Raw genomic sequence first — 21217 nt, 5'->3', positions numbered from 1 at the left:
TGGGATCACGACCGCGGTTCGCGCGTCCTGCCCACGCGGCCGCCGTGCAGGCGCTGCAGCTCGCGCTTCAACCGGTCCACCGGCGGCGCCCACAGGAATCCGAACGACACGCAGCCCTCGCGGCCCTGCACCGCATGGTGCATCCGGTGGGCCTGGTAGAGCCGTTTGAGGTAGCCGCGGCGCGGCGCATTGCGGAACAGCCAGCGCCGATGCACCAGGCCATCATGGGCGATGAAATAAAGCATCCCGTACCCGGTCATGCCTGCGCCGACCCATTCCAGCGGATGCCAGCCGCGCGTGCCGAGGTAGATCAGCACGATGGCGATCGCGGCGAACACGACCGCGTACAGGTCATTTCGCTCGAAGCGTCCCGTGCGTGGCTCATGGTGCGACCTGTGCCAGCCCCAGCCCCAGCCATGCATGACATGCCGGTGGACGAGGGCGGAGAACACCTCCATTCCCGCGAGAGTGGAGAGAAACACCAGCGTATTGACCAGAGGACTCACGGTAGGCAGGCGGCAACGGGACAGAGAGGCCACTCTAGCAAACGCCCATGCGAGGCCAGTGAGGGAAGTGCAGCGCCCTGATGAACAGGCCCGATTCCACCGCCGGCCACGAGTATCCAGGACGCGCTGATGCCTGGCTGCGCGCCTGTTTCGCACAACGCACCACCGCCACCGCCGCACTGCTGGCGGTCCACCTGCTGTGGCTGCTCGGCGCCGGGCGCCCCTGGGGATGTAGCGGCGGAGACACCTTCGCCTGGCAGCCCGGATCCGGCATTGCGCACAATTCGCAGCATCTGGCGGACTGGTATGCCCTGCTCCATGGCGGCTTCGGCATCGGGCTGGCCTGGGCGCTGCGCACGCTGAGGCCGCGCTGGCAACGGCAGGACGCCTGGCTGGTCGCATTGGCTTGCAGCACGGTGTGGGAGGTCGTGGAAAACACGCCCTTCGTCATCTCGCTACTGGACAACACGACCAACATGGCGCCGGATTACAGCGGGGACAGCGTCGTCAACTCGCTTGCCGATACCGGGTGGGTCCTGCTGGGCTTCTGGTTGGCCTGGCGTATGCCGGGGCGATGGGCACTGGCCGTGATCGTGCTGCTGGAACTGACGGTGTCGCTGGCCATCGCGGACGGGTGGGTACTCACCGCATTTCGCCTGCTCGCCGGCCTGCTCGGGCGCGGCGCGTTGGCGCTGCTGGGCTGAGGCGCCGCGTTCAACGTCCGGGCTGCTGCGCTGCCCCTTTCTTGTCCACATGCTTGCCAGGTTCCTGCGGCGTATCCGGATTGCCGTTGCGCGACAGCCAGATGCACGATGGCCCCACCATCGCCAGGATGCCGATCACCACGATCAACAGGAGCTTGGTACTCTTTTTCATGCCACTACCTGCGTCCAGACTGTGCCCAGAGAATAGGCAGGGCAGCGTCAGTCTGGTGTGTTCGCCGCATGCCCGGCGCGGACGCCGGATGGCGCCCGCCCGGCCATGCAACCTTACTTCGGCATCAGTACGGTATCGATCACGTGGACCACGCCGTTTGACTGCATCACGTCAGCGGTGCTGACCGACGCCTTGCCTCCCTTGTTGTCCACGATCCAGAGCTTGCCCTGGTGCAGCTTGAAGGTCAGCGGCTCCCCTTGCACGGTGGCCAGCGTGGCGGCCCCGCCTTGCCGGGTAGCAGCCGCGGTCAATTCGGCGGCGGTGTGTTTGCCGGGGATGACGTGGTACGTCAGGATTTTCGACAGGGCGGCCTTGTTTTCGGGTTTGACAAGCGTATCCACGGTGCCGGCCGGGAGCTTGTTGAAGGCGGCGTTGGTGGGAGCGAACACGGTAAACGGGCCCGGGCCGCTGAGGGTTTCCACCAGGCCGGCAGCCTTCACCGCCGCAACCAGTGTGGTGTGGTCCTTCGACGCGCTGGCGTTCTCGACAATGGTCCTGGTCGGCTCCATCGGTGCGCCGCCGACCATCGGCGGATCGGCGGCAAAGGCGGGCGCTGCGATGGACCCGAGAACGACAAGGCCGGTAGCGAGGGCGAGCTTCCTGATAGTGGCTTGCACGGTGCGTCTCCTGTTCTTCCCTCGGATGAGGGGGTACTTCAGATACGCGGCAGACAGCGCGCTGGATGCAGTAGCGTGCAACTTTCTTTCTCCCGCACGCGCCGATCTCCCGCCACGGTCATGCTGCGACGCAGCGTACCGGTTCGGATCCGCGGCCCACGGTCTACGCCGCACAAGGGGTGTCCTGCGCATGGGGAGCTTCGCCGTTGACAGCGTTGTCAATCCGGACATAGAAACGTCCCTGCGTTGCCGCCTGCGCGCCCCGTCCTGATTCGAAAGGAATTCGCCGATCATGAAGTCTCTGAAGCCCCTGTTGCTGTGCGCCGCCTTGGCACTGGCGTGCAGCAGCGCCGCCCATGCGGCCACGCCCGCCGGCCAGATCCATCCGTCGCAGTGGCCGCAGCCGAGCTGGCCGCTGCCCGGCGAGGCGGCCATCGAACGCCGCATCGACGACCTGATGGCGAAGATGAGCGTGGAAGAAAAGGTTGGCCAGATCGTGCAGGCCGACATCGGCAGCATCACCCCGGCAGAGGTCAGGAAGTATCGCCTCGGCTCGGTCCTGGCCGGCGGCGGGTCCGATCCGGGTGGGCGTTACAACGCCAAGCCGGCCGAATGGTTGGCGCTGGCCGATGCTTACTGGGAAGCATCGATGGACACCAGCGGCGGCGGCCATGCGATCCCGATCATCTGGGGAATCGATGCGATGCACGGACAGAGCAACGTGGTCGGTGCCACGTTGTTCCCGCACAACATCGGCCTGGGCGCGACGCGCAACCCGGACCTGCTGCGCGAGATCGCCCGCATCACCGCCGCCGAAACCCGCACCACCGGCATGGAGTGGACCTTCGCACCCACCGTTGCCGTACCCCAGGACGACCGCTGGGGCCGCGCCTACGAGGGCTATTCCGAGGATCCGGCGCTGGTCGCCAGCTATGCCGGCGTGTTCGTCGAGGGGCTGCAGGGCAAGGCCGGCGCGGCCGACTTCCTCGACGACCACCACGTGATGACCACGGTTAAGCACTTCCTGGGCGACGGCGGCACCACCAACGGCAAGGACCAGGGCGATACCACCGTCACCGAAGCGCAGCTGCGCGACATCCACGCCGCTGGCTACGTGCCGGCCATCGCGGCCGGCGCACAGTCGGTGATGGCCTCGTTCAACAGCTTCCACGGCGAGAAGATGCACGGCCACAAGCCGCTGATGACCGATGTGCTGAAAGGCCAGATGAACTTCGGCGGCTTCGTGGTCGGCGACTGGAACGGACACGGGCAGGTGAAGGGCTGCACCAATACCGACTGCGCGCAGACGTATATCGCCGGCATGGACATGGCGATGGCGCCGGATACCTGGAAGGGGCTGTACGAAAGCACCGTCAAGCACGTCAAGGAGGGGCGCTTGCCGATGGCGCGGCTCGACGATGCGGTGCGCCGGATCCTGCGGGCCAAGATGCGCATGGGGCTGTTCGAAAAGCCCAAGCCGTCCGCGCGTGCACTGGGTGGCAAGTTCGAACTGCTCGGCTCGCCGCAACATCGCGCCGTGGCGCGGCAGGCCGTGCGAGAGTCGCTGGTGCTGCTGAAGAACCAGGGCGGACTGCTGCCGCTGTCGCCGAAGCAGCGCGTGCTGGTCGCAGGTGATGGTGCCGACAGCATGACCAAGCAGACCGGCGGCTGGACACTGACCTGGCAGGGGGACGGCACCAGGCGCGAGGACTTCCCCAACGCCGATACCCTCTGGGATGGGCTGAAGGCCCAGGTGCAGGCGGCCGGTGGCAACGCCGAGCTGGCCCTGGACGGCGCGTACACAACCAAGCCCGACGTCGCCATCGTGGTGTTTGGCGAGGACCCGTATGCCGAGTTCCAGGGCGACCTGCCGGACCTGATGTTCAAGGGCGGCCGCTCGGGTGACCTGGAGCTGATCCGCAAGCTGAAAGCCGACGGGATTCCGGTCGTCGCGGTCTTCATCAGCGGGCGTCCGCTGTGGCTGAATCGCGAGATCAATGCCGCCGACGCCTTCGTTGCCGCATGGCTGCCGGGATCGGAAGGTGCAGGCCTGGCCGATGTGCTGCTGCGTGGGCCCGACGGCAAGCCCCAGCATGATTTCAGCGGCAAGCTCAGTTTCTCGTGGCCGCGCCGTGCCGACCAGTACGCCAACAACGTGGGCCAGCCGGGCTATGACCCTCAGTTCGCGTTCGGCTACGGGCTTACCTATGCAGACAAGGGCGACCTGCAGGTGCTTTCGGAAGAGCCGGGCATAGACCCCACCGCCTCGCGCACCAGCACCTGGTTCGACCGTGGCGTGGCTGCGACCGGGCTCACGCTGCGCCTGACCGGCGCCGATGGGGAGGCGATGGATATCGTGCATCCCAATGCCACCACGGCGGACGGCTCGGTCGCCATGACCGCGATCAACACGGAGGTGCAGGAAGGCGGGCGCCAGTTCAATTTCGCCGGGAACGGATTGATCGAACTGCGGGCCAATGCACCGCTGGACCTTGACCGCGAAACCAATGGCGACGTTTTCGTGATTGCAACACTGCGGGTCGATACGCTGCCTGCCGGTGCCCGGGTGAGTTACCTCGCGACGAGCGGGAAGACCACGCGCGGGGAAGTTTCGATCAGCAAGGCGCTGACGGCGGCCAAGGTAGGCGAGTGGACCCGCGTGGGCGTGCCGCTGCGCTGCGTGCGCGGTGCCGGGGTGGACATGAAGCAGGTCGATATCCCGATGGCCCTGAAGGCCGGCAAGGGCGTGCGCCTGTCGCTGGCAAAGGTTGCCATCGGAACGGATTACGACCAGAAGGTGACCTGCGCCAAGTAAGCGCATGTCCAGGTGCTCGCCGACCAGAGGTCGGCGTGAACCCGGGAAGACAGACGATCCTGCAGCGCGGAGCGATGCTCGGCGGCGCGTGCACGCTCAGGGGTTGCTGCGCTTCGCGCATCGGGTGATCAGCGCCGCGCTGCCCACCGCGATCGCATCTTCGACCGCGCCGGTGGGCTTCTGGCCATAACGTGCGATCGCGCGCATGCGCAGGTTGAAGGTGAGGTAGGCCATGCCGACCGCAGTACCCGCGCCCAGCACCGCGCCCAGCCCGCGCTGGCTGCGTGGGGCAAGCGCGGCACCGGCCAGCATCCCGGTAGCCACGCGCGCGACCATCCCGGCGGGCACGATCCGGTCCGGTGCGGTTTTCATCTTGTCGCCGAGCAGTTCACCACCGGCCAACGCCAGCATGCCTGCCGAGGCCAGCGGGTTGCACAACAGCCGCGGCGCACCGTTGTCGGCAGGCAGGGTGCCGGTGCGCGCGGCGTTGGTCACTGCCGCCAGCGGCGTCATCGCACGCATCCCGGCGACCGCGCCCATCAGTATCGAATGGATCAATGCCATGACGGCCTCCTTCAGGGACGGGGCGGCTTTTCGTAGTCGTCGGGGGTAGCGGTGTGTTCGGATTCCGGCATGTCCTTGTCCTTCCACCGCGCATCCTCGTTGCGCAGTTTGTCAGGCGTGTGCGCCTTTTCCTGGTCATCCACGTCGCCGGTCGGGTTCAACGGTAGCTTGCTCATCGGGGTCTCCGTGCAGCGCGCCTGCGTGCCGGGGACTGGCAGCATGGCCGTGCAGGCGGACGATGCACGCCCGCAGGTGAGTGCGGTGTCGCCGAGGTTGCACGTGCCCACCACATCGCGGTCACCAGCGGGTTACGGCACGGCGGTTATCACTGGGCCACCATAGCGTGAGGATCCCTCGATGCGTGCACTGACTTATCACGGCAGCAAAGACGTCCGCATGGACACCGTTCCCGACCCGGCCCTCGCCGCGCCCGATGACATCATCCTGCGCGTGACCGCCACCGCCATCTGCGGATCCGACCTGCACCTCTACCATGGAAAAATCCCCGACCTGCACACCGGCGACGTGCTCGGCCACGAGTTCATGGGGATCGTGGAAGAGGTCGGCAGCGGTGTCACCGCGCTGCAGCCGGGAGACCGGGTGGTGGTGCCGTTCGTCGTGGCCTGCGGGGAGTGCTTCCATTGCCGGTTGGCCGAACATGCCGCCTGCGAAACGACCAATACCGGCAAGGGCGCTGCGCTGAACCGGAAGGGCATACGACCCCCCGCGGCACTGTTCGGCTACAGCCATCTGTACGGCGGGGTATCCGGCGGCCAGGCTGAATACGTGCGGGTGCCCAAAGCCAACGTGGGTCCGCTGCGGGTGCCCGACGCATTGCCCGATGAGCAGGTGCTGTTCCTGTCCGATATCCTGCCGACCGGATACCAGGCGGCGATCAACGCCGGGGTGAAGCCCGGTTCGACGGTGGCGATCTTCGGCGCCGGGCCGGTCGGCCTGATGGCGGCTGCGTGTTGCCGGCTGCTTGGTGCGGAAACCATCTTCATGGTGGACCATCTGGCCTATCGCCTGGCCTTTGCCGTGCAGACCTATGGGGTCACGCCGGTGAACTTCGCCCAGATCGAAGATCCCGCTGAATACATCATCACCCAGACCAACGGACGCGGCGTGGATGCGTCGATCGAGGCGGTGGGGTTCGAAGCGGAGGGGAGCGCGCTGGAGACCGCGCTGACCACGCTGAAGGTGGAGGGCAGCAGCGGTGTGGCGATACGCCAGTGCATCGCCGCCACGCGTCGCTGCGGCACGGTGAGCATTCCCGGTGTCTACGCCGGCTTCCTGCACGGATTCCTGCTCGGCGATGCGTTCGACAAGGGGCTCACGTTCAAGATGGGCCAGACCCACGTACAGGGGCTGATGCCGGAACTGCTGGATCTCATCGGCGAGGGGGCGCTGGACCCGGGTGTGATCATCACCCACCGCCTGCCCTTGGAAGATGCCGTGCGGGGGTACGAGCTGTTTGACCGAAAGGAAGAAGACTGCCGCAAAGTGATCCTGGTGCCGTGACATGCAGGAACACGCTACGGTCATAGCCCGCAGCAGGCAGGCACCGTCTCCACCGGAGCCGCCGCGATGAGCGCCGGGCTGACGGACCTGCTGGGCTGGGCGGCGACGGCGGTGCTGATTGCCACCCTGGCGCGGCAGATCTACAAGCAGCACACGGCCGACTCGGTGGAAGCGGTCTCCACCTGGTTGTTCGTCGGCCAGATGACCGCCTCGGTGCTGTTCATCGCCTACAGCGCGCTGGTCGGCTCGACGGTATTCGTGGTCACCAACACCCTGATCCTGGCCACGGCGGTCACCGGGCAGGTGCTGGCCATGCGCCGGCGCAGGCGTCGCTGATATTTTGACGCCGTCTTGGCGCGATCTGCGGAAACTTCAGCATCATCGTGGCAGAGGAGAGGGGTCATGGCCCAGAAAAGCAGGATCGCACCGGCGCCGAAGGTGCGCAGGATCGAAGTCATGCCGTTGGACGAGGGCGAAGCAGTGGCGGTGATCGAACTCGAATCGGAGCCTCCGGCGCATTGGCTGGAGGCGTTGCAGCGCGAGATGCGCTTCACCGAAGGGCTGGAGTCCTCGGCGGCGAAGGTGGACGGCTGCCATGTCTACCTGCTCGGGCTGGAGCCAGGCCTTGGCAGGGCCACGCGGCATGTCGGCCGCCTGCTGGCCACGGTCCCGGCCGCGGCCCGCTGAGCCGCGATCGTCAGGGGGCGGGGCGCTCGCGGCGGCGCCGTTCGTACAGCTTCAGGTCCGCGCGGTTGATGGTTTCGGCGACGGTCTCCGCGGCGCGGCTGATGGCGCACCCGGCAGAGAACCGGATCGGCGCCTGGCAGGCGAGTTCAGCGTAGCTGGCTTCCAGTGCCTGCAGTCGTTCCAGGTTCGCGCCGGGGACGAACACCAGGAACTCGTCGCCACCGAGGCGGACCACGACTTCGCCCGGCTGCAGCCGGGCCGAAAGAAACTCGACGAAGGCGATCAGGACCGCGTCGCCCTCTGCGTGGCCAAGCTGATCATTGACCTCCTTGAAGTGGTCCAGGTCAAACACCAGGCAGCCCCACGCGCTCAGCTGGTCGTGCGCCAGTTCGCCCAGGTAACGCCGGTTGAAGCAGCGGGTGAGCGGATCCCGGATCGCCAGCTCCTGCAGCTGGATCTCCTGCAGGTGCTGGGTGGTGATGTCCTGCGCGTGGCCCAGCACGTAGGGAGGATCGGCTTCGTTGTCGAGCACGTTGTGGTACATCCAGAAGCGCCGTGAACCGTCTTCCGCCACCAGCTCCATCACGCCGGAATCGCTCTGGTTCTGGACGATCCGGGCCAGGTAGCCCTGCAGCTGGGCGCGCTTTTCCAGCGGGATGATCGCTGCAAGGGAATGACCGATGACCTCCGCCTCCGGCCGTCCCAGCGACAACGACGCGGCTGGGTTCAGCGAGGTCACAACACCTTCCAGCGTGTGCGTGCAGATCAGGCCCATGCTGTGCTGGAACAGGCGGCGGTAGCGTGCTTCGCTCTGCCCCAGCGCCTCCAGCGCGGCACGTTGGGCCGTGACGTCCTGGATCGCACCGATCAGGCGAGTACCCGCTTCGTCCGTGATGCGGCGCCCCACGATGTGCAGCCACGCTTCGCGGTTGTCCTTCGGCCTGGTCTTCAGGGTCAGGTCGATCGGCGAGCCGGTCGCAGCACAGGCGTCCATCGCCTCTTCAAGCTGCCGGGCGTGTTCATCCAGATAGAGCGCCAGCGCGTGGCGCAGCGAAGGAGCATCGCCTTCCTGCACGCCGTGCAGCACATGAGTTTCGCGGGTCCAGGCCAGTTCGCCCGTTGCGAGGGAGAGCTCCCAGCCGCCCACTTTTGCGGCGGTGTTGGTCTGTTCGAGGAACGTCTGGCTGCGCTGCAGCCGGGCATGCAGGCTGACCGCTTCTTCCATCCGCGTCAGCAGCATGGCGCGCTGTTCCATGCCGCGTGCGGCGGCCTCGGCCAGTCCGCTCAGGGCCTCGCGCTGGTTCGGCCTGAGCCGTCCCGGCTCCGGGCTCAGCAGGCACAGCGTGCCCACCCGGCTGCCAGCACCGGCCTGGATCGGTACGCCCACGTAATGCCGCACGTTCGGCGCGCCGACGACCAGCGGATTACCCGCAAACCGCGGATCCCGCGTCGCGTCTTCGATCTCGAACACGCCGTCAGCGTCGATCGCCCACGTGCAGAACGAGATGTCGCGGGGTGTCTGGCGCGTCCCGTCCAGGCCCACCTGCGACTTGAACCACTGGCGTTCGCCGTCCACCAGCGAGATCAGCGCGATCGGCATGCCAGCCATCGCACAGGCCGCACGCGTGAGCGCGTCGAAGAACGGCTCCGGGTCGGAGTCCAGGATGCGCAGCGAATCCAGGACCGACTGGCGAACGTCCTCTGTCATCGGACACCTCCAGAAGTGGATCAGCGCGGCGCGCGGTGCGCCGCAGGCACAGTGTAGTAGCCGCCGACGTCGACCCCGGTGAACGACCTGCGCCGACGTCGGCTGCGCAGCCATCGCTGCATGCGACGCGCTGTGGGATCGCTCAACGCCGATCCTCGGGCGCCTGCGCACGGGCAGCCCAGCGTCGGCACCGATGGTATTCATACACCCCCGGCACCACGCTCAGCAGCAACCCCGGCACCAGCGCGAACGTCCACGTTGCCAGCGGGGCAGGGGACACCGTGAAGGCGGCTGCGGTGGGGACGTGATGCGGGGACAACAGCGGAAAGCCGATCGCCCCCAGTGCGATCCATGGCGCAAGATCCAGGATGCTGTGCACGTGCTGCTCGAGGGGAATGATGTCGCGGGTGGGATAGGCGATGCGGGTATCCCAGTATCCCGTCAACGCATGCAGGCAGGTCATTGCCAGCAGGACGAACCACAGCGCGGGCGTGTCGGCGAACAGCAGCCACAATACGGTAGCGGTACCGAGCAGGGCGATCTGCAGCAGATGCAGCGAGGACTCCCGAAGCCCGGAGGTGGCCTCGATGTGGCTGCGCCGGTGCAGCAGGAAGTCCGATGCTCCGGCGACCAGCCAGACCAGGTACAGCGCATGCCATACGGTCACGCGAGCGGTGTCCGCTGGTGGCGCAAGCATTGCCGCGAGCGCGCCGCAAGCGGTGCCGATCGTCACGATACTGTCCATGAGCCGAGTGGCCTCCCGGATAGGGTTCGGAGTGCTGACTCTAACGTGGTGCGCTGCAGACCCGCGTGGCGGCGACGTGAGGAAAATGAGGGCGCTGGTTGATGCACCGGTGACGCCGCCGCTACGTGTTTCATGACCGGCGCGGACGATAGTGGCCGCAACCCCCCTGTTTGATGGAGACGCCACCATGGATCACGAACCGCAGTTCCGCACAGCCACCCCGCGCGTGGTCCGCGTGGAGCTGGCTGACCTCTACGTTGGCGGCAACACCGCTGCCGTGGAGCTCGATGGCCACCCCTGCGACGCATGGGCGCAGGCACTGGCCGACTGCCTGGTGCACGACCACACGCTTGCGGGAGTGACAGCGGAGGTCGATGGCTGCTGGGTCCACTTCACCGGCGTGCGCAAGTCCGCCGAGCCGCTTGCGCCCCGGCTGCTGGCGCTGGTGGGCGCCGCCGGCCAGCGTGTCTATGCGCCCCAGATGCTGCGTTCCATCAGCCAGGCTGCACCCAACGCTGCAGCCGCCGCGTAGGGCACGCAGGCATTCGCGCCGGCTGCACGCCGCGCAGAGGTGACTTTAGCGCGCGCGCAGGTAGCGTGTGACGCACCTCCGCACTGGAAGCTGATCATGAGCCAACGCGCGCCCCGCATCCATACTGACCCTGACGCCATCCAGCGCCTGAAGGCGCTGCAGCTTCAGCTCGATGCCGAACTGCTGGCAGAGCTCCACATGCGCGATGGACGCGTCATCGTCGGAACCATCGTGGAGCGGCCGAACATCCAGCAGTTCATCGACGAAGAAGGCAACGAGGGAACCAACGGCCTCATCCGGTTGGATGCGGGGCAGGAACCGGTCCAATTGATCTGGCTGGACGAGGTGGAGCGTGTCGTTCGTATCGGGTCCTTCTGAAGCAGCCGCTATCGCCCAGCCGTGATGCCTGGCGGCCGCCGGCGGTGGCCACGGCAAGCTGCATTGAGTGTTGCTGCCCAATGGCGACCAGGACCGGCGTTCATCTTCCTGGTGGAAAGCCGTGAATCCGCCGCGCGAGCGCGAGGCTTCCTGAACCCGACGCGCTGCTGGTGCCCGCCGGGCCGCCTTGCAGAGGCCGTCGCTTCGCTTTGCCGCATCGGGCCGGGGCCTGCCCGTGCCCGGTATTTTTGGCCGGCGAGCTTCCCGATGCGGCATGGCGGGAGGACAATGGCCGCATGTCTCCACCCGATCCCCTCCGCAGTACGCTGCGGTCTGCCTTGTCGACAGAAGGCTGGAAACGGCGCGTTGCCCTGTGGGGCGGCGCCGTGGCGGTGGCCCTGGTGGCCATCCTGTTTGCCAAGGCCAGCGATGCCGCCTTCGCGCTGTTCCAGCGCATCATCGAACATTCCCTGTGGTGGGCGCTGCTGCTGACGCCGGGCATCTTCGCCCTGCTGGCGTGGTTGACCAGCGGCGTGCTGCGTCCCACCCGCGGTAGCGGGATTCCGCAGGTGATCGCCGCGCTCGAAAAGCCAGAGGATGCGGCGTTCCGTGACGAAAACCTGTCACTGAGGGTGTCGGCCGGAAAACTGCTGCTGACCAGCCTTTCCCTGCTGGGCGGTGCCTCGGTGGGCCGCGAGGGGCCGACGGTGCATGTGGGCGCGAGCCTGATGTACAGCTTCGGACGCTGGTTCGGTTTCCGCGACCCACGCGAACTCTCGCACTTCCTGCTCGCCGGTGGCGCCGCCGGCATCGCCGCTGCGTTCAACACGCCGTTGGCCGGCATCGTGTTCGCCATCGAAGAGTTGAGCGGGCGTTTCGAACATCGTTTCTCGGGCACCCTGCTCACCGCGGTGATTGTCGGCGGGGTGGTGTCGCTTGGCCTGCTCGGCAATTACACCTACTTCGGCCGCGTGGCCACGTTCCTGCCGCTGGGGCAGGCGTGGCTGGCCATCCTGCTGTGCGGCACGGTCGCCGGCCTGCTGGGCGGTGTATTCGCCAGGCTGGTGCTGCTGAGCGTGTCGGGCCGGCCGCGCTGGCTGGGCCGGCTGCGCCGCGAGCATCCCGTGCTGCTTGCCGCTGCCTGCGGGCTGGTGGTGGTGGGGCTTGCCGCCGGCTTTGGCAATGGCGCGTTCGGCACCGGTTACGAGCAGGCACGTGGGCTGGTGCAGGGGCAGGCGGCGGTAGGCCATGAGTTCGGCCTGATGAAGCTGCTGGCCAACCTGGCGTCGTATGTCGCCGGCATCCCGGGCGGGCTGTTCTCGCCGGCGCTGGCGGTCGGAGCGGGGCTGGGCCACAACCTGTCCGTGCTGATGCCATCGGTGGATCCCAGCGCGTTCGTGGTGCTGGGAATGTGCGCCTACCTCACCGGCGTCACCCAGGCGCCGCTCACTTCGGCGGTCATTTCCCTTGAGCTCACCGACACCAATGGAATGCTGCTGCCGATCCTGGCGACGGTGCTGTTGGCGCGCGGGGTGTCCGGGCTGGTCTGCCACGTGCCGATCTACCGTGGGCTGGCCGAGCAGCTGATCGGTGGCGAGCAGGGCGCAGCGCAGGCCGGGGCTGCACAGCCGCCGCGCTAGAAAGACTGGCGATGGCGCTATGGCGACGCTACGATCTTCCTTCCGCGACAAGGATGTTGACGTGATGGTTCGTGTGCTTTTCTGTCTCGCCCTGCTTTTCGTGCAACCCGTGGCCAGCGCCGAGACCGCATGGAACGGCACCAGCAGCCATTCCCGGGTGGTCGGTTCGGGCGACGTCCGTGATCCTGCGGGCGCGCGCCTGAGCCTGTCCTCCAGCGAGGCCGGGAAAGAAGGCTTCTTCGGCGCGATCACCTCGCTTGATGCTGCTCCTTACCGGGGCAGGGACGTAGTCCTGTCCGGCATGCTTGGCGTGGAAGAAGGCACCGGCAACGGCGCGCTCTGGCTGCGCGGTGACCAGTCCGGTCGAGTGCTCGTTTTCGACACTACGCGTGCAACGCCGGTGACATTGGCCGATGGCGAGCAGGAGCGGCAGCTCCGCCTGTACATCCCGTTGGCGACGACCAGCCTGAAGTTCGGCGCCACCATGACGGGGGTGGGGCGCATCCATGCCGCGTCGCTCAGGCTGCACGCCGAGCCCCCGGCGGCGGGAAACGTGTCGGCGTACCAGGTGCTGGACGCCGCCATTTCGCACATCGAAAGCCGGGCCCTCAACCGATCGCGGGTTGACTGGAACACAGAGCGGGCACAGCTGCTGACTGATGATCTGAAGGGGCTGCCCGCAGGGGAAGCTTACCCGAAGGTCCGTGCGGCACTGGCAAAGCTCGGTGATCGGCACAGCTTGTTGCGGACCAGGAACCAGGCCGCGCAGGACCGATCAACCGCCATCGCCAGTGAGCCGCTCATGGCCAACGCGTCGGACGACGTCGGCTATGTGCGGGTGCCCGGCCTGCGCGGAACGGACCGGCAGGCCACGCGCAGGTTTGCTGCCGACCTGTGCCAGCGCATCGAAGCGATGGCTGGAAAGGTCTCGATGGGAATGATCGTCGACCTTCGCGCCAATACCGGTGGCAACATGTGGCCGATGGTCAGTGGCCTGTTCCCCCTGCTGGGGGGCGGTCCCATCGGGTCATTCCGGGATGCCGACGGCAACATCAGCCCGTGGACCGAACGCGCGGCCGAAGGATGCGAAGTGGACATGACCATGACGCCGGTCGCGGTGCTGATCGGCCCCCGGACCGGCAGTTCCGGCGAAGCCGTGGCGACCGCGTTCAAGGGCCGGCCATGGACGCGGTTCTTTGGGCAGCCCACCGCAGGGGTCGCCACCGGAAACGTACGCATTCCGTTGCCCGACGGCAGCGTGCTCGGCCTCACCCAGAGCAGCTTCCTTGATCGTACAGGCGAGCTGATCCCCGGCAGATTGACCCCTGACGTTGGCGTGGAAGAAGGTCAGGATGCCATCGCACTCGCTCGCGCCTGGCTGCGCTCAGCACCGGGGTGATCCCGATCACGCCGAAGCAGGGGGGGGGGGCGGGCTGCCCCAGCCAGGCAACCCATGCGGAGAATGCAGGCGAGGGCTGCCGGCGATTCGGGTAATACAGTTGGTCGCCAGGGAAGGGCAGGCACCACTTTTCCAGCACGGCGACCAGCCCCCCTGCGCGATGTGCCCGGCGATCATCGGCTCCGGTGCATAGGCCAGGCCACCGCGCCTGCAGCACCGAGGCGGGAAGCTTCGTTCAAGTCTGAGCCTGGCAAACCACCTCCACGTTGACGCCATCAGGGTCCAGCACATACGCGGCTTAGTAGTGAGGGTGGTATTGCATCCGTACGCCGGGCGCTCCATTGTCGATGCCGCCAGCGGCCACCGCGGCACTGTGGAAAGCGTCGACGGCGGTTCGTTCTTTGGCGGCAAAGGCAATGTGCGTACCTGTTGCCGGGGACTCGCGGTCGTGGATCCAAAGACACGGATAACCGTCCGTGCCAAAGCCGTGGCGCGTGCCACGCGTGCGAGTACGCTCGGGGCCGATGGTGATGACGTGAAAGACAGACAACGGGGCCAGGGCGGCTTCGTAGAAGCGCCGGGATGTCTCTGCGTCGCTCACTGCAAATTCAATGTGGTCGAGGATTGTCATGAGGCCCGGGTGCTCCTGGTGTTGAGGAAAGTCTCGAAGGCCTCGCCGGCCAGCCTGGCGACAGAAGCCAAGCGCGGCCTCGACAATCCAGCGCGTGCCGAAGCAGACAATCCCTGCATCGTCGTCACTACGTAATCGGCCAGTTCACGCGCACGTTGCGGCTCTGTCCGGCTGATGTAATGCTCGATGAAGGTGGCAGAGGCGTCCACGTAGGCACTGGCCATTGCACGTGCCTGCGGGTCGTCAGCACGCATGCCTTCGGCCGCCATGCAGCCTCGCCGCGATTTCGATCTCCTATAGAGTGCAGCGGCATGCAGCGGCAGGTCGCTGATGGCCTCGCCCAGCCGCCGATCAGGCGTCAGGATCCTGTCTGCTGGCAGATTCGCCTCTTCAACATAAACCGCTAGACATCGCTCGAACAGGCCCGCCTTGTTTCCATAGGCGGCGTAGAGACACGGTGGATTGATGTCGAGCGCGCGGACCAGCTCGGAGGTGGCCTCTCGTCTGGTTGCTTGGCCACGCTGTTGAGCTTGGCTTGGGGGAAGCTCGACAGATCAACGCCTTTTGGGGAAGTACTGACGCAGCTGCCCGTTCGTGTTCTCGTTCGAGCCGCGCTGCCAAGGATGCGGCGGGTCGCAGAAGTGGACCTGGATGTCCGTGGCGAGAATGAAGCGGCGATGGTCGGCCATCTCCTTTTCCCGGCCCAAGTCAGTGATTTGTGGAGCTCGCTGGGCAGTCGGCGTGCGGTGCGGATCAGCGCGTCAACGACGGTCTGCGTGTCCTCGCGATCTACCTTCACCAGCATCTTGTTGTGCGTGCTTCCCTGGACCACCGTCGCGATCTGGCTGTTCCGTTGCCGCAGAGCAGGTCGCCTTCCCAGTGTCCGAGAACGGCCCGGTCCTCGACCGACGCCAGACGCTCGCAGATCGACACGGTGTCGCTGATGAGGCCGTATCGCAACACTCCTGCTGCTTGGACAGCTGTCTGTGTTTCATGAAACATTATGAAACCGCCATCCAAAGCGGACACCACGGGCGATGACTCAGCGTCATTTCGTCGGCGATCCGGGTGATTCATCGGCGGCTTCCGTGGCTTGGTCGCAAACGGATTGCCACGCCGCCGCGCGAATGGCAACTTGCAGCGGCGATCACGTCGACCTGGAGCCCCGCATGACCCCCGTTGCCCTGTATTCGCCCGATCCGGTCCGCGGCTGGCTGTCTTGGGCCTGGCTGACGCCGATCGTGATGATCCTGTTCAACGCGGTACCGGTGATCGCGCTGGACGGGTGGATGCAGTCGCAGCATTGGTCGACGCCGAGCGGCGATCCGATCGGCCTCGCTGGCTTGCATGCGCTGCTGTGGATCGGCTTCGCGCCGACGCTTGCGGCCGTGCTCGCCTGGGTACGCTTCGTCGAAGGGCGCTCGCTGGCAAGTATCGGGCTGACCGGTCCGGCTCCGCTGGAAACCTTCCTGCGCGGACTGGCCGTTGGATTCGGCACGGTCGCGCTGGTCGTAGTCGCGATCTGGATGGCTGGCGGCATTCAGGCGGCGGGCTTGGGGCAGGCTTGGCGGTCGCCCGTCAGTCTGCTGCACATCGGTCTGCTGCTATTGAGTTTCATGTTCCAGGCGAGCGTGGAGGAAGTCATCTTCCGCGGCTGGATGCTGTCGGTGGTGGCGCGCAAGACCAATGTCGCGGTGGCAGTGCTGCTGGTGTCGCTCGTTTTCTGCTTCCTGCATTTCAGTCCGCACCAGCCGCCCCGGGTCATGCTCAGCACGTTCCTGTTCTCGCTGTTCGCCTGCGCCTGGGCGCTGCGGACCGGCAATATCTGGGGCGTGATGGGCTGGCATGCGGGGTGGAACTGGTTGCTCGCGACCGGCTTCGAACTGCCCGTCACCGGCATGGATGCGCACTTGCCGGCGCTGCTGGTGGCGCTGCGCCCGCAAGGCCTCGACACCCTGACTGGTGGCACGGAAGGACCGGAAGGCAGTTACCTGTGCAGCGTCTTCTTCCTCGCCGCGATCGCGTGGATCCAGTGGCGAAAGACTCGCCGAGCTCAGGACTTCTCGCCGACCAGCAGGTAACGCCACTGCCCGGGCAGCATCGCAGCGTCCGGGCGTCACGCGACTATCAACGGGAAGCAAGCCCGCGCACGCAGCCGGCTCTTGCCGCCGACAGACCGACCGAGGAACCCCGCAATGGATATGCAGGCAAGTGAGTGCAATGGCGCTGACGCCAGCACGAAGCCCGTCACAGGTGAGCTGACCTTCTCCTGGCTGTTCGAGAAAGCGCAGGGCTATGCAGCCCAGAGCATCCATCCGAAGCCGTCGCGCCTGGAAAAGGGCGGCACCTGGGTAGGCGTGGTGGCCACCGGGCTGGGGCTGCTCACTGCCGCCTTGCCAGACAGCCTGTTTCCCGCAGGCTCGCAGATCATGATCCTGATGGGGTGTCTGCTGACCGAGATCGTCGGATTCCTGCTGTCGTTCGTGCTGATGCTCAAGCGGGAAGGGCGACAGTACATCAAACCTCGCCTGACCCATGCGGCAGAGATGGATGGTGACTTCGCGTACTGGGCGTATCTGGTTGATCAGCTCAGGGCGTTCCCGAGAGACGAGCGCGAGCAGCGGCTTCGCTTTGCGAGCACGCTTCGGCAAGGCATGACGGAGCGGATGGGCCTGGTCTTCGGCGGGCTGCAGAAGCTCGGCTTCTTCCCCGTGTTGGGAGCACTCTACTGCAGCTTCGCACCTGGAAGTGGGGTGACTGGGCCGGTGCGTTCGATGTCAATCCGATCGCCGCTGTGCTGATCTTCGGCATCGTCGTGCTGTATGCCCTCGGCTGGGTTCTGGTCGGCATCCGCAGCAGGCTGGAGACCTATGTGAACCTGCTTGAAGCTTCATTGGCTGAGCAGTCGGCGCGAGCGGGCCCCGCCTTGTAGTGATTACAGAGCGTTCCACGCGTCGCCATTCAGTTACAGGCTAAGCGTAATACCCCGGGCGTATAGTGGTCGCATCCTCACCGCAAGGATCGACGCTATGCAGAAGGGCTCGGATCTACTGGTCAAGGCGCTGGAAAACGAGGGCGTAGACCGCATTTTTGGCGTGCCGGGCGAAGAGAATCTGGACTTCCTGGAATCGCTTCGGAACTCCAGGATTGAACTCGTCCTCACCCGCCATGAGCAGGCAGCCGCCTTCATGGCCGCTACCCACGGCCGGCTCACCGGCAGGCCCGGCGTGTGCTTGGCTACGCTCGGCCCGGGCGCGCTGAACTTCTCCACCGGTGCGGCGTATGCCCACCTGGGTGCGTGGCCGATGATCCTCATCACCGGCCAGAAAGCGGTAATGAGTGCGAAGCAGGCACGCTTCCAGATCGTGGATATCGTGGCGTCGATGAAGCCGCTCACGAAAATGACGCGGCAGATTGTCAGCCCGGCCTCGATCCCCGCCATGGTGCGTGATGCGTTCCGTGTGGCAATGGAAGAGCGGCCCGGGCCGGTCCATCTGGAACTGCCGGAGGACATCGCCGGCGAGGAAGTGGAGGATGTCCCGGTCATCCCCGTCCATGCGCTGGAACGGCCCATCGCGGCGCCTGCCGCGCTTGATCGGGCTGAAGCGGCCATCCTCGCGGCAAAGCGACCGCTGGTGATGATCGGCGCGGCCGGAAGCCGGCCGTGGCTGACCGAGGCGCTGTCCGCGTTCGTGGCGCGCACACGCCTGCCATTCTTCAACACCCAGATGGGCAAGGGCGCCGTCACCGGTGGCTCCAACCTGTACATGGGCACCGCGGCGCTGTCCGAAGGGGATTATGTCCACGAGGCGGTGGCACGCGCCGACCTGATCATCGCCATCGGCCATGACACGATCGAAAAGCCGCCCTTCCTGATGAAGAGCAGCGGAGGCCCGAAGGTCATCCATATCAGTTTCCAGTCGGCCACGGTCGAGCAGGTCTACCACCCGGATATCGAAGTGCTGGGCGACATCGGCGCCTCTGTGGATGCGTTGGCGGAGCGGCTGGAAGGCCGTTTGGCTGCCGACGAAGGCATGACCGGACTGCGGCAGAACATCCTCGCCCGGCTCAATGATCGTGCCGAGGAGGACCGTTTCCCCATCACCCCGCAACGGATAGTGCACGACGTGCGTCAGGCGGTGCCGGACGATGGCATCGTCTGCCTCGACAACGGCATGTACAAGATCTGGTTTGCCCGCAATTACCGCACGCATGTGGCCAATACGCTGCTGCTCGACAATGCGCTCGCCACGATGGGGGCCGGCCTGCCGTCGGCGATGATGGCGGCGATGCTGTACCCGCAGCGTCGGGTCATGGCGGTGTGTGGCGACGGCGGCTTCATGATGAACTCGCAGGAGATGGAAACCGCCGTGCGGCTGGGGCTCAACCTGGTCGTGCTGATCCTCAACGACAGCGCCTACGGCATGATCCGCTGGAAGCAGGCGGTGGATGGTTTCGAGGATTTCGGCATGCGATTCGGCAATCCCGATTTCGTGAAATATGCCGAGGCCTACGGCGCGAAGGGCAGTCGGGTGACCGCCGTCGAGGAGCTGGTGCCGATGATCGAAGCGGCCTTCGCCGGCGGCGGCGTGCACGTGCTCGATGTGCCGATCGACTATTCCGAGAACACCCGCGTGCTCGTCGATGAGCTGCGCAACCGCACGCCGGATGTGGGCTGCGCCTGATCGTCCCCTGACTCTATAAAAGGAGCCCAACATGCTGACCGTCGTACAGGCCTTCGACCGCGCGCCCATCACGGAAGTCAGATTCGATATTGCCTCAGCGCTGGAACACAAGCTCAGCGCCGCCGAGCGGGCGTTCAAGGACCGCGACGGCTGGCTGCCGCCGCACGAGCGCATCGCGATCCTGCGCAGGCTGGCCGCGTTGATGGACGCCAAGCGCGACCACCTCGCGCTGCAGATCGCACGCGAGGGTGGCAAACCGCTGCCGGACGCCATCATTGAAACCACGCGGGCCATCGATGGCGTCCACAACGCCGCCGACGAACTACGCAACTTTGGCGGCCGCGAGATCCCGATGGGTCTTTCAGCGGCGGCAGCGGGACGCTGGGCATTCACCACCCGCGAGCCCATCGGCATCGTGGCGGCGATCTCGGCCTTCAACCACCCGCTCAACCTGATCGTGCACCAGGTCGCCCCGGCGATCGCCGTGGGGTGCCCGGTGATCATCAAACCCGCATCGGCAACGCCACTTTCCTGCCTGGATTTCGTGGCGATGGTGCATGAAGCCGGGCTGCCCGAGCCGTGGTGCCAGAGCTTCCTGCCGGAAGGCAACGACCTGGCCGAGGCACTGGCCACCGACAAGCGCGTTGCCTTCCTGAGCTTCATCGGATCAGCCAGGGTAGGGTGGTCGCTGCACGGCAAGCTGGCACACGGCGCCCGTTCGGCACTGGAGCACGGCGGGGTTGCGCCGGCCATTGTCGACCGCAGCGCGGACTTGTCCAGGATCATCGAGCCCATCGTCAAGGGCGGCTATTACCATGCCGGCCAGGTGTGCGTTTCCACCCAGCGCATCTTCGTCCACAACGATATCGCCGATGACTTCACCGAGGCGCTGATCGCCCGTGCGGAACGGCTGCGTACCGGCGATCCCACCCTGAAAGACACCGACGTGGGCCCGCTGATCCAGCCCCGCGAGGCCGACCGGGTGGCCGAGTGGATCGATGAAGCCGTGAAGGGCGGTGCGAAGCTCGCCAGCGGCGGCAAGCGGCTGTCCGAGACCACGCTGCAGCCGACCGTGCTGCTCGACCCGGCCGCTGATGCGCGGGTGACCACGCAGGAAGTATTCGGGCCCGTGGTGGCGGTGTATCGCTATTCGGATCTGGACGAAGCCATCGCCCGGGCGAACTCGCTGCCGACCGCCTTCCAGGCCAGCATCTTCGCGCAGGATATCGACATCGCCATGCGCGCGGCCAACCGGTTGGATGCCTCGGCGGTGATGATCAACGACGCCACCGCGTTCCGCACCGACTGGATGCCGTTCGCCGGCCGTCGCGAATCGGGTTACGGCACCGGCGGTATTCCGTACACCATGCGGGACATGTCGCAGGAAAAAATGATCCTGATGCATAGAAGCTGAGCAGGAATGCGCTGCCTTCACGCTGCCTCTACTTCTCCCGGCATCAACTGAACGTCGGTCTTGGCACAGCCGAAAACGCCGCTATAGTCCGAACACCCCCGAAGAAGGAGACAGTGAAATGTTCCTCAGCAAACCCAATCTGACGACCGCACGCAACCTTGGTATCGCCCTCATCGCTGGCGTCAGCCTGAGCGCCTGCGCCACCTATAAGGACGACTTCGCACGCATCGATTCGCGCCTCGACCAGCTCGACGTGAAGGTGCAGGGCGCCGCACAGAGCGCCGAATCGGCCAACCAGTCCGCCACCCAGGCCAACCAGCGCCTCGACCAGATCGAAGGCCGCGTCCAGCAGCTTGAGCAGGCGCCGCGCCGCAAGCCACGCGGTTGATCGCCCGACACGTTTGAACCAGGCACCGGTGGCCTGCACAGGCCACTGGTT

23 protein-coding genes and 2 pseudogenes are annotated in these 21217 nt (G+C 66.2%); 15 read left to right on the top strand and 10 right to left on the bottom strand.

Annotated features, from left to right (window positions below; all coding sequences use genetic code 11):
• Nucleotides 1-5 precede the first annotated feature (5 nt).
• Complete coding sequence (locus ACI2JH_RS00395) at nt 6-458, bottom strand: sterol desaturase family protein (protein ID WP_404735299.1); 453 nt, start codon at nt 456-458, stop codon at nt 6-8.
• A gap of 128 nt (nt 459-586) precedes the next feature.
• On the opposite strand from ACI2JH_RS00395, the gene ACI2JH_RS00390 reads away from it, so the two are divergent.
• Nucleotides 587-1210 (top strand): DUF2585 family protein, encoded by a 624-nt coding sequence (locus tag ACI2JH_RS00390; RefSeq protein ID WP_404735096.1) that lies wholly within the window; start codon nt 587-589, stop codon nt 1208-1210.
• A 10-nt stretch (nt 1211-1220) separates the two neighbouring features.
• Here ACI2JH_RS00390 and ACI2JH_RS00385 read toward each other — a convergent pair whose 3' ends face one another.
• Nucleotides 1221-1382, bottom strand: coding sequence for a hypothetical protein (locus ACI2JH_RS00385; protein WP_157825123.1), 162 nt, complete (start codon nt 1380-1382; stop codon nt 1221-1223).
• Between the two features lie 113 nt (nt 1383-1495).
• Nucleotides 1496-2059: a fasciclin domain-containing protein gene (locus ACI2JH_RS00380; RefSeq protein ID WP_319275663.1), complete on the bottom strand. Its 564-nt coding sequence runs from the start codon at nt 2057-2059 to the stop codon at nt 1496-1498.
• Nucleotides 2060-2351: 292 nt separating this feature from the next.
• On the opposite strand from ACI2JH_RS00380, the gene ACI2JH_RS00375 reads away from it, so the two are divergent.
• Nucleotides 2352-4874: a glycoside hydrolase family 3 N-terminal domain-containing protein gene (locus ACI2JH_RS00375; protein WP_404735095.1), complete on the top strand. Its 2523-nt coding sequence runs from the start codon at nt 2352-2354 to the stop codon at nt 4872-4874.
• 96 nt (nt 4875-4970) lie between these two features.
• Here the strand turns inward: ACI2JH_RS00375 and ACI2JH_RS00370 are convergent, their stop codons facing one another.
• Together ACI2JH_RS00370 and ACI2JH_RS00365 are read right to left on the bottom strand one after the other, a co-directional pair.
• Complete coding sequence (locus ACI2JH_RS00370; RefSeq protein ID WP_191768558.1) at nt 4971-5438, bottom strand: DUF4126 family protein; 468 nt, start codon at nt 5436-5438, stop codon at nt 4971-4973.
• 11 nt (nt 5439-5449) lie between these two features.
• Nucleotides 5450-5614, bottom strand: a complete 165-nt coding sequence (locus tag ACI2JH_RS00365; protein ID WP_182656071.1) for a hypothetical protein — start codon at nt 5612-5614, stop codon at nt 5450-5452.
• Between the two features lie 181 nt (nt 5615-5795).
• Here ACI2JH_RS00365 and ACI2JH_RS00360 point away from each other — a divergent pair, with 181 nt between their 5' ends.
• The 3 genes from ACI2JH_RS00360 to ACI2JH_RS00350 all read left to right on the top strand — a co-directional run bounded on the left by ACI2JH_RS00360 (nt 5796) and on the right by ACI2JH_RS00350 (nt 7646).
• Nucleotides 5796-6959 carry a zinc-dependent alcohol dehydrogenase gene (locus ACI2JH_RS00360; RefSeq protein WP_404735094.1) on the top strand — a complete coding sequence of 388 codons (1164 nt, stop codon included), beginning with the start codon at nt 5796-5798 and terminating at the stop codon, nt 6957-6959.
• A gap of 66 nt (nt 6960-7025) precedes the next feature.
• On the top strand, nt 7026-7295 hold the full coding sequence (locus tag ACI2JH_RS00355) for a PQ-loop domain-containing transporter (RefSeq protein ID WP_182656069.1): 270 nt from the start codon (nt 7026-7028) through the stop codon (nt 7293-7295).
• A 66-nt stretch (nt 7296-7361) separates the two neighbouring features.
• A complete protein-coding gene (locus ACI2JH_RS00350; RefSeq protein ID WP_182656068.1) occupies nt 7362-7646 on the top strand; it encodes a hypothetical protein in 285 nt (94 codons plus the stop codon).
• Nucleotides 7647-7656: 10 nt separating this feature from the next.
• On the opposite strand, the gene ACI2JH_RS00345 is transcribed toward ACI2JH_RS00350, so the two are convergent.
• The gene (locus ACI2JH_RS00345) at nt 7657-9354 is read right to left on the bottom strand and encodes a diguanylate cyclase (protein ID WP_404735093.1); all 1698 of its coding nucleotides are present in this window, start codon (nt 9352-9354) and stop codon (nt 7657-7659) included.
• A gap of 142 nt (nt 9355-9496) precedes the next feature.
• The gene (locus ACI2JH_RS00340; protein ID WP_317450726.1) at nt 9497-10021 is read right to left on the bottom strand and encodes a hypothetical protein; all 525 of its coding nucleotides are present in this window, start codon (nt 10019-10021) and stop codon (nt 9497-9499) included.
• Between the two features lie 265 nt (nt 10022-10286).
• On the opposite strand from ACI2JH_RS00340, the gene ACI2JH_RS00335 reads away from it, so the two are divergent.
• From ACI2JH_RS00335 to ACI2JH_RS00320, 4 genes and pseudogenes are all read left to right on the top strand, one after another.
• The gene (locus ACI2JH_RS00335; protein WP_404735092.1) at nt 10287-10631 is read left to right on the top strand and encodes a hypothetical protein; all 345 of its coding nucleotides are present in this window, start codon (nt 10287-10289) and stop codon (nt 10629-10631) included.
• 96 nt (nt 10632-10727) lie between these two features.
• A complete protein-coding gene (locus ACI2JH_RS00330) occupies nt 10728-11009 on the top strand; it encodes a DUF3247 family protein (protein WP_191768568.1) in 282 nt (93 codons plus the stop codon).
• A gap of 296 nt (nt 11010-11305) precedes the next feature.
• Nucleotides 11306-12598 (top strand): annotated as a pseudogene (locus ACI2JH_RS00325) (chloride channel protein); the annotation flags it as partial.
• Between the two features lies 1 nt (nt 12599).
• Nucleotides 12600-14048: a S41 family peptidase gene (locus ACI2JH_RS00320; RefSeq protein ID WP_404735091.1), complete on the top strand. Its 1449-nt coding sequence runs from the start codon at nt 12600-12602 to the stop codon at nt 14046-14048.
• 298 nt (nt 14049-14346) lie between these two features.
• Here the strand turns inward: ACI2JH_RS00320 and ACI2JH_RS00315 are convergent, their stop codons facing one another.
• The 3 genes and pseudogenes from ACI2JH_RS00315 to ACI2JH_RS00305 form a co-directional block, all read right to left on the bottom strand.
• Nucleotides 14347-14679, bottom strand: coding sequence for a VOC family protein (locus tag ACI2JH_RS00315; protein WP_404735090.1), 333 nt, complete (start codon nt 14677-14679; stop codon nt 14347-14349).
• Nucleotides 14676-14933, bottom strand: a complete 258-nt coding sequence (locus tag ACI2JH_RS00310; protein ID WP_404735089.1) for a hypothetical protein — start codon at nt 14931-14933, stop codon at nt 14676-14678. Before ACI2JH_RS00310 ends, ACI2JH_RS00315 begins: the two co-directional genes overlap by 4 nt.
• Nucleotides 14934-15172: 239 nt before the next feature.
• Nucleotides 15173-15633 (bottom strand): annotated as a pseudogene (locus ACI2JH_RS00305) (IS30 family transposase); the annotation flags it as partial.
• A gap of 215 nt (nt 15634-15848) precedes the next feature.
• Here ACI2JH_RS00305 and ACI2JH_RS00300 point away from each other — a divergent pair.
• The 6 genes from ACI2JH_RS00300 to ACI2JH_RS00275 all read left to right on the top strand — a co-directional run bounded on the left by ACI2JH_RS00300 (nt 15849) and on the right by ACI2JH_RS00275 (nt 21166).
• Nucleotides 15849-16760: a CPBP family intramembrane glutamic endopeptidase gene (locus tag ACI2JH_RS00300; RefSeq protein ID WP_404735088.1), complete on the top strand. Its 912-nt coding sequence runs from the start codon at nt 15849-15851 to the stop codon at nt 16758-16760.
• Between the two features lie 114 nt (nt 16761-16874).
• The gene (locus ACI2JH_RS00295) at nt 16875-17480 is read left to right on the top strand and encodes a hypothetical protein (RefSeq protein WP_404735087.1); all 606 of its coding nucleotides are present in this window, start codon (nt 16875-16877) and stop codon (nt 17478-17480) included.
• On the top strand, nt 17474-17611 hold the full coding sequence (locus ACI2JH_RS00290; RefSeq protein ID WP_404735086.1) for a hypothetical protein: 138 nt from the start codon (nt 17474-17476) through the stop codon (nt 17609-17611). Before ACI2JH_RS00295 ends, ACI2JH_RS00290 begins: the two co-directional genes overlap by 7 nt.
• A 97-nt stretch (nt 17612-17708) precedes the next feature.
• On the top strand, nt 17709-19364 hold the full coding sequence (locus tag ACI2JH_RS00285; RefSeq protein ID WP_404735298.1) for an acetolactate synthase large subunit: 1656 nt from the start codon (nt 17709-17711) through the stop codon (nt 19362-19364).
• Between the two features lie 31 nt (nt 19365-19395).
• Nucleotides 19396-20778 (top strand): aldehyde dehydrogenase family protein, encoded by a 1383-nt coding sequence (locus ACI2JH_RS00280; protein ID WP_404735085.1) that lies wholly within the window; start codon nt 19396-19398, stop codon nt 20776-20778.
• Between the two features lie 118 nt (nt 20779-20896).
• The gene (locus tag ACI2JH_RS00275; RefSeq protein ID WP_042612885.1) at nt 20897-21166 is read left to right on the top strand and encodes a hypothetical protein; all 270 of its coding nucleotides are present in this window, start codon (nt 20897-20899) and stop codon (nt 21164-21166) included.
• Nucleotides 21167-21217 lie beyond the last annotated feature (51 nt).

The organism is Stenotrophomonas sp. NPDC078853, from assembly GCF_044901215.1.
Classification (GTDB): domain Bacteria; phylum Pseudomonadota; class Gammaproteobacteria; order Xanthomonadales; family Xanthomonadaceae; genus Stenotrophomonas; species Stenotrophomonas lacuserhaii.
This window is presented reverse-complemented; position numbering and strand designations above follow the sequence as displayed.